The following is a 6,677-nucleotide window of genomic DNA, read 5'->3' on the forward strand; positions in this document are numbered from 1 at the left end:
GCCGAAGCGCCGGCCGGGCGGTATACAATCGCCCACATTTCCTGTTTGTAATTCCGATAACACGACTGGGTACGGCCATGACCATCAAGCGCGAAGACCTCGAAGCCGCCGTCAAGGCGGGTGTACTGAATCCGCTGGAACTGGAGGGGCTGTTCGCCTTCCTGAGCGCGCGGGATGCCGGCGGTGGACATCCGTCCCGGGGCGCGGCGCGTTTTTCCGGTACCCATGTGTTGTACTACCTCGGCGGCATGCTGGCCATCGGTGCAGCGTCGCTGTTCACGACCATCGCGGTGGAAGCGCTGGGAATGGGCGCGCTGCTGGTGTTGTCGCTGCTGTACGCGCTCGCTGCGGTGACACTGGCCGCCAGGCTGGAGAAGCATGGTTACGGTATTCCGGCAGGCATCTTTGCCACGCTGGCGATCGCGCTGGTGCCGCTGGCGGTATTCGCCCTGCAGCACGTACTGGGCTTCTGGCCTGATGACGGTCACCTGGAGCACTATCGCGACTATCATCGTTTCATCGACTGGCGCTGGCTGCTGATGGAGCTGGCAACCTTGGCTGCCGGGGCGGTGCTGCTGTGGCGCTTTCGCTATCCGTTCCTGATGATGCCGATCGCCGTGACGCTGTGGTACATGGGCATGGACATCGTGCCGGCGCTGATCCTGCAGGCGGGCGAAGGCGGCAGCGGCGACTGGTTCGGCGGTGCGGCATGGGAACTGCGCAAGTCGATCAGCCTGGTGTTTGGCCTGTTGATGCTCCTGCTGGCATTCTTCGTCGATTTGCGTTCACGCCGCAGCCATGATTACGCTTACTGGCTGTACCTGTTCGGCCTGCTGACCTTCTGGGGAGCGCTGTCGATGATGGGCTCCGGGAAACTGGCCGGCAAGCTGGTGTACCTGGCGCTCAACTTCGGACTGGTATTTGTCGGCGCGGTACTCGGGCGGCGCGTGTTCGCGTTGCTCGGCGGCATCGGCATCGCGCTGGTGCTGGGTGACCTGTCGTGGAATTTATTCAAGGACAGCTTCCTCTTCGTGCTGGTGCTGACCCTGCTTGGCTTCGCGCTGATCGGCATGGGCTTGTGGTGGAGCCGGCATGAAGCGGCAGTGTCGGCGCGCTTGCGCGCGATGCTGCCGGCAGACCTGCGCGAATTGCTGGAAGTCCGCCGCGGATGATCGAAGCGCGCGCATGTTGCCTGCTGCAATTCTTGCCGGGTCGCCACGTCGGGAGTCGTACTTTCCTTACCTGTAATGCGAATAGGCCGCAATTTGTTCTTGCTTAAGGAAGCGAACGATTTTCAATTGCGCGTCTGCCGCATTTTTAAGCAATTGATCTAGGTCTACGTTGACGTCGCCGGACTTGGTTAAATGTCCTTCTGATCCCTACAAGTTATTTCCATGCGAGCCGGCACGCCGTGTTGCGGAACCGTTTTGCAACACGCGACCGCGAGTCGATGAGGCAAGGAAAAGCGGTGCCTCACGTCACTTGCCCCGCCGACATTGCCTATCCGGAACGCAGAACCACCGAAGGAGCGATGAATCATGATTCAACGCGAGGACCTGGCAGCGGCGGCATCCGCCGGGCTGCTTCATTACAGGCAAGTCGATCCACTGCTGGTTTTTCTCCTGCAGCGCGATGTGCTCGCGAAAAGGCAGGCGATGCTTGCACAGTCCCGTTTTCGGCCGATGGGCGCGAACAGCACGTCCGTCCTGATGGCATATCTTGCCGGCATGCTTGCCATGGTCACTGCGGCCTTGTTTGCCGTACTGTTCACCACCCGCACGGCAGAAGTGGTGGGCATCGGCGCGCTGGTAATCTTTTCGCTGTTCTACGGTGCCGGCGCCCTCGGTCTTGCTTCCTGGTTCCGCCATCGCGGCTTCAGCGCGCCGGTCAGGATACTGACCGCACTGGTGATCGCTCTCGTGCCCGTGGCGTTGTACTCCCTGAACTGAGCGTTCTCAAGCCTGGGAATAACCCGAGTCACGCAATGGCGAGATTGTTGTACACGCCGCCGCATCAGGATCCGGGCTTGGCGAGCAGGGAGTTTGCGAGCATGCGGGCGGTGGACGACTGGCCACTTCGAAGCGGCGGCTTGTCGAGAAGTTGATGGGTGCGCCAGTCCTTCGCCTGGGTGGCGAACTGCACCAGCAGGTCACGCAGCTTGACGGGAGTCAGCTGCTGCAGCCAGCAGCGGTTGACGAATAGAACCCGGCCCGTATCCGGGGAAATGGAAAAGAGCGGTCCGTTCAGCATGTACAGGAGAAGATTGGTTTCCATCAGCGCGCGGTACACTTCCGCTTCGCGGCCCGCGGCAGGAAGGCCGAAATCACAGAAGATGAGTACCAGGTTCTCTTCCAGCTCTTCACTGTAATTCAGGGAAAACGTCACGTCGTTGATCGACACCGGGCCGCCTGCCAGGATGCTGTCGGCGCCCTCCATCTGACAGACGCTGCAAAAATCCATGATCAGCTTGTCATAGTCACTTCTATTCATGTCGGCACCTCGCGGCCAAACGGTGGATGGTGAAGACGCATGCGAAGCTGCAGCGTCGATGTCAAGGGAGCGGGAACCGTCCCCGGCGGACGGCCCCTGAGCGCACGGAAGCGATTGCGGCCATCCTGCGCCCTGTTCCCTAGTTGAGTCGCGACTGGCCCGCCGCCTCGCGTTGCGCATGGTATTTTTGCGCGAGTTCGAAGGACTTCTGGGCAGCCAGTTCGGCGAGGGCCTGTGTCGCATCGATCACGATTTGGTCCGGATAATCCTTCTGTGACAGCACCAGCGGTATTTCAGTGCAGGCCAGGAACAGGGCGTCCGGCTTGTGCTCCCTGACCACCGCATCTCCGGCGCTTTTCAGGAGACGCCTGCCGTTATCGAGGTTGTTGGCCTTGACGCCGTCCTCATAAATTCCCTTCATCACCTCGTCTTTCTGCGAGGCAGGGGTGGGGTACACCCACTCGACCTGGGAATGCACCTTCTCGGCCCGGCCTTCATACAGCCTGTTGTTGATCGTTCCTGACGTGGCCAGCAATCCGACCTTCTTCGCGGCAGGATTTGCTTCCTTCAGGGCCATCAGTGCCGCATCCGCGATGTTCAGGACGGGAACATCCACCCGCTTTTCCAGTTCGGGATGGAACATATGCGCGGTGTTGCAAGGCATGACCAGGAGATGCGCGCCGGCGGCCTTCAATTGCCTGGCAGCGTGCAGCATCCCCCACAATGGATTGTCGGTGGTGGGGCTGGTCAGGTGGTTCTGCCATTCTTCTCTGGAGACCTGGTTGATATCCACGCGATTCAGATATCCGGTGCGGTCGTTGATGAGATGCGGCACGTTGTAGGAAATGATGCCGATGTTGTCCTGGTCGCCCGGCGCCGGCTCGATCCTGCGGGCCGCTTCGAGCATCTTGGCATTCAGGTCATTGGTTGCGTCCGGCCCCATGCCGCCGATGACGCCCACCGGAACAAACTTCCTGATCGGCGGCAGCGGTATCTGGTCTTCCGGGATATTGTCGACCCCAGCTTTGGCGGCCATGTTTCGCGATGTACTGCCCGACGTTGCCGGAAAACGGCCTGGCGATCTGAATGTTGTACCTCCAAGGCCACACTGTGCGGGCGACAGCATCCGCATGGCGTGTTTGAACCGGGAACGTATGCGCGCGCCGCTGCTTGCCGATTGACTGGTCGATGCCGCGCCGGAATCCGCCGGATTGCCTGGAATGACTCCGGCAGCGGGTGAGGTGGGGCGGTGAACTGAGGATGAAGAATTCATGGTATTTCCTTCGCTTCGGTTGCGAAAAGCCTGCGCGCAGGTCTGGGACGATGCGCGCAGGATGGTGCGTTACGATGAAGAACTGCTCACCTGATGATCAGGCGCCTGAAGTGGACGCACCGTCATTCTTCACAGGAGCCTTGCCTTTGGCGTCTCCCGGCTTGCTGCCGCCGACTTCCGTCTTGGCATCGACGTTCTCCAGGATGTAGCCGACCGCCTTCGTCGCCCATTGGCACAGCTTGGTCAACTCTTCCTCGGGAAGATTGATCATTTCCATCGTTTCGGCATTCGCCAGCGGTTTCATGAAATCCGACGCCGGGCGTCCGGTTTGCAGTACCTGGGTGGATACGCTGGCCAGTTGCTTGGAAAATTTGCCGTCCTGGCCTTCCTGCAGTTGCGAGCCTGCATCGATCTTGATGATCGCCGGCGCCGCCTTCAGCTGCGGCTTTTCGGGATTGCTATAGTCGGCGTACACTGCGATCCGGTATTCGTACTTCATGGTGTTGAAGTCCGGGTTGTCGGACTTGATCCGGTCGGCAATGACATACTCGCCCACGGTATAGGGGAAGCCGCCGCGCTCTTTGTACGTCGCTTTGACCGATTCAAAAGATTTCTTGATTTGTTCCGAAATCGGCGGGTATCCACCTTCGCTGGCCGGCTTGAAGTCGGGATGTCCATCCCATTCATGCGCGAAGATAGGGACGATGCCATCGCCGTGACCGGTGCCGCTTGGTTTGATGATGGCGTGTCTGCCTTCCTTCAACATCTCGAGAACCTTCTCTTCGATCTCGGCCAGGCTGTTCGCCTGCTTGTTGACGATTTCGCGTGCATACTCCGGCGTCTTCTTGGCAGCGTCGGTGCCGTTGAACTCGTTCATGTACGCGTAAGCTGTGCCTTTGTCCGCGGCCGGGACATAGGACCGGTTACAGGCGATGAAGGTATTTGGATCCAGCTTCTTGCCTTTGCGGGCATTCAGGGCATCGACGTTCAGCGACGCGCGATCGTTGACAATGGCGTGAACCCGGCGTCCAAACATCATGGGTTCGCCATCCTTGCCGATCTTGATGGCCTTGGCGAGCTGTGCGGTGTAGCCCACCACCACCGTGGGGCCTGCGTCCTTGGCGTTCCATCCGGTTTTGCGCAGTTTCTTCCGCATGGCGCGAATGCCGTCCTGATCAAAATGCCTGACCGACTCCACACCGGCCTTCAAGTCGGTTTTCAGTCCTTGCCGCAGGTTCTTGAGCGGATTCGAACTCTTCTTCTGGAAGGTGTCGATGCCGATTTCGGTGACTTTTTCATGCCCCAATGCCTTGAAACGCTCGGAGATACTGCTGCCGATCATGATCTTTTCATGAATCTTTTTGCTGGCCGCGAAATTGGGCGGATCTTCGCGCCCGGAGCAGGGAACCAGAACGAGTGCGTTCGGCACATCCTTCAACTCATCCGCAATCATGGCGAACGAATGATTGATGGTCTTCAGTGTCTCCGGATGCAGCGTGGTGATATTGCCGTAACCGGTACCATTCAACTCGAGCAGCATGGCGCCTTTCTTGCCGCCCGGGATATCGTGCGGCATGATGTCGAGCGGCGCGACGACAAATTCACCCGGCTTGATATTCTTCGGCAGGTCGATCGCCGACGCCGTCGCAATGCGATTCAGGATGCCGAGGTCCTGCCTGCTCGCAAAGTCGGTATTGTTTTCGAGCTTATGTCCGAGCAGGCATTCAAAGCTGATGTCTTCTTTCTTCGACTGTTCGGCGCGTGCCTGTGAAATCAGCCGGCCCATCGGGAAGCAGGACGGCATTTTTGCGACCGTGGAGGAGCTTCCGATCGGTCTGCTGTCAGCTTGAACGTCCGTTCCAGCCGCTTCGCTTCGTGAAGGATGTGGTTGATGAAGTTGAAGGGAATGTGTCGGTGAATGATGTTGAATGCCTGCGGCCATAACGTGTGTCGCTTTCTGTAACTGTTATTGAACGTTAATGAGATAAGACGTGAATAACGTGCGTTGGTGAGCGCAGATATCGACTCACAGGTGCACGCGGCTTATATGTGGTGAAACCGTGAAATCAGTTCCAAATCGATGGCGGAATGCGTCGGTTTGCGATGAGTGCGCACTCCATGGTTCCGGTACGGAGGACGTGGCGTGCGTTGCCGGACGCCATGGGTGGCATCCTCGGTGACGCGGCGGATTGCACTCGCGGAGGAGAGTGGTTAAGGATGGCGTGCGTGATGCAGCGCTGAACCATGGTCCGATGGGCTGTCGTTACTCCCGAGTCCATCATCCGCACGCGGATTGGATTGCGGCGCGGTTATGGTTTTCGGCCAGGCGATACGATGCGTCCGCAGTCGTGATGGAATCCGGTACGCTGTCGATCAAGAGGAATGTCGACAATTTCCTCTCTGGCAAAGCAGCGATCTTAGATCGCCTACAGGAAAATCATCGGTACACCACTCGGACTGACTGTGTCGTGAATGTGCACATCGGCCATGGTGCTTCGGATTGCCTGCAGTCGATCGAGCCGTAGGGAGCTACGATTAGAATGCGCAGAATGCCATTGCGGGAAGCGACTGGTGATTTGAGCGGGCTGATCGATGACCGTCACGGATGCGGAATCCATTTCGCCGTGTGTAGCGGAAAGCATGGGGTTTGCGATGTTGTGAATGCAATGGAGTCCGAAAATGCCGCAGTCGCTTCACATGGTCGTGACCAAGCACATCGTTCGGCACTCTTGAATGCGTTTTTTTCTGCGAGCGGTTTCAAGCGTCGGTAACTGGTGAATGATCCGCCTGCGGTACTTGAATCGCCAACGTTCCAGTGAACAAACGGCCCGGTTAGCAAAGCTGCCCCGGCTAACAAAGCTGACCGAAAGGAGCGGGACGAAGGATCGTCGTCTCCCGCTCATGCATTCTCAGC

Annotated in this window: 5 protein-coding genes; 2 read left to right on the forward strand and 3 right to left on the reverse strand. The window is 58.7% G+C overall.

What is annotated here, in order from left to right; genetic code table 11:
• Positions 1 to 77: 77 nt before the first annotated feature.
• A complete protein-coding gene (locus V7080_RS22200) occupies positions 78 to 1,172 on the forward strand; it encodes a DUF2157 domain-containing protein (protein WP_334190562.1) in 1,095 nt (364 codons plus the stop codon).
• 366 nt (positions 1,173 to 1,538) lie between these two features.
• Entirely contained in the window at positions 1,539 to 1,949 is a 411-nt protein-coding gene (locus tag V7080_RS22205) for a hypothetical protein (RefSeq protein WP_334190563.1), read from the forward strand.
• A gap of 64 nt (positions 1,950 to 2,013) precedes the next feature.
• Here the strand turns inward: V7080_RS22205 and V7080_RS22210 are convergent, their stop codons facing one another.
• The 3 genes from V7080_RS22210 to V7080_RS22220 form a co-directional block, all read right to left on the reverse strand.
• Positions 2,014 to 2,490 (reverse strand): CesT family type III secretion system chaperone, encoded by a 477-nt coding sequence (locus V7080_RS22210; RefSeq protein WP_334190564.1) that lies wholly within the window; start codon positions 2,488 to 2,490, stop codon positions 2,014 to 2,016.
• A gap of 139 nt (positions 2,491 to 2,629) precedes the next feature.
• Positions 2,630 to 3,526, reverse strand: a complete 897-nt coding sequence (locus tag V7080_RS22215; protein WP_334190565.1) for an aspartate/glutamate racemase family protein — start codon at positions 3,524 to 3,526, stop codon at positions 2,630 to 2,632.
• 334 nt (positions 3,527 to 3,860) lie between these two features.
• A complete protein-coding gene (locus V7080_RS22220) occupies positions 3,861 to 5,567 on the reverse strand; it encodes a hypothetical protein (protein WP_334190566.1) in 1,707 nt (568 codons plus the stop codon).
• Positions 5,568 to 6,677 lie beyond the last annotated feature (1,110 nt).

This window comes from Noviherbaspirillum sp. (assembly GCF_036846085.1).
Classification (GTDB): Bacteria; Pseudomonadota; Gammaproteobacteria; order Burkholderiales; family Burkholderiaceae_D; genus Noviherbaspirillum.

Coding starts and splice junctions, on each gene's coding strand:
- V7080_RS22220 (WP_334190566.1), bottom strand. CDS start 5,567: ATGCCGTCCTGCTTCCCGATGGGCCGGCTGATTTCACAGGCACGCGCC.
- V7080_RS22215 (WP_334190565.1), bottom strand. CDS start 3,526: ATGGCCGCCAAAGCTGGGGTCGACAATATCCCGGAAGACCAGATACCG.
- V7080_RS22200 (WP_334190562.1), top strand. CDS start 78: ATGACCATCAAGCGCGAAGACCTCGAAGCCGCCGTCAAGGCGGGTGTA.
- V7080_RS22205 (WP_334190563.1), top strand. CDS start 1,539: ATGATTCAACGCGAGGACCTGGCAGCGGCGGCATCCGCCGGGCTGCTT.
- V7080_RS22210 (WP_334190564.1), bottom strand. CDS start 2,490: ATGAATAGAAGTGACTATGACAAGCTGATCATGGATTTTTGCAGCGTC.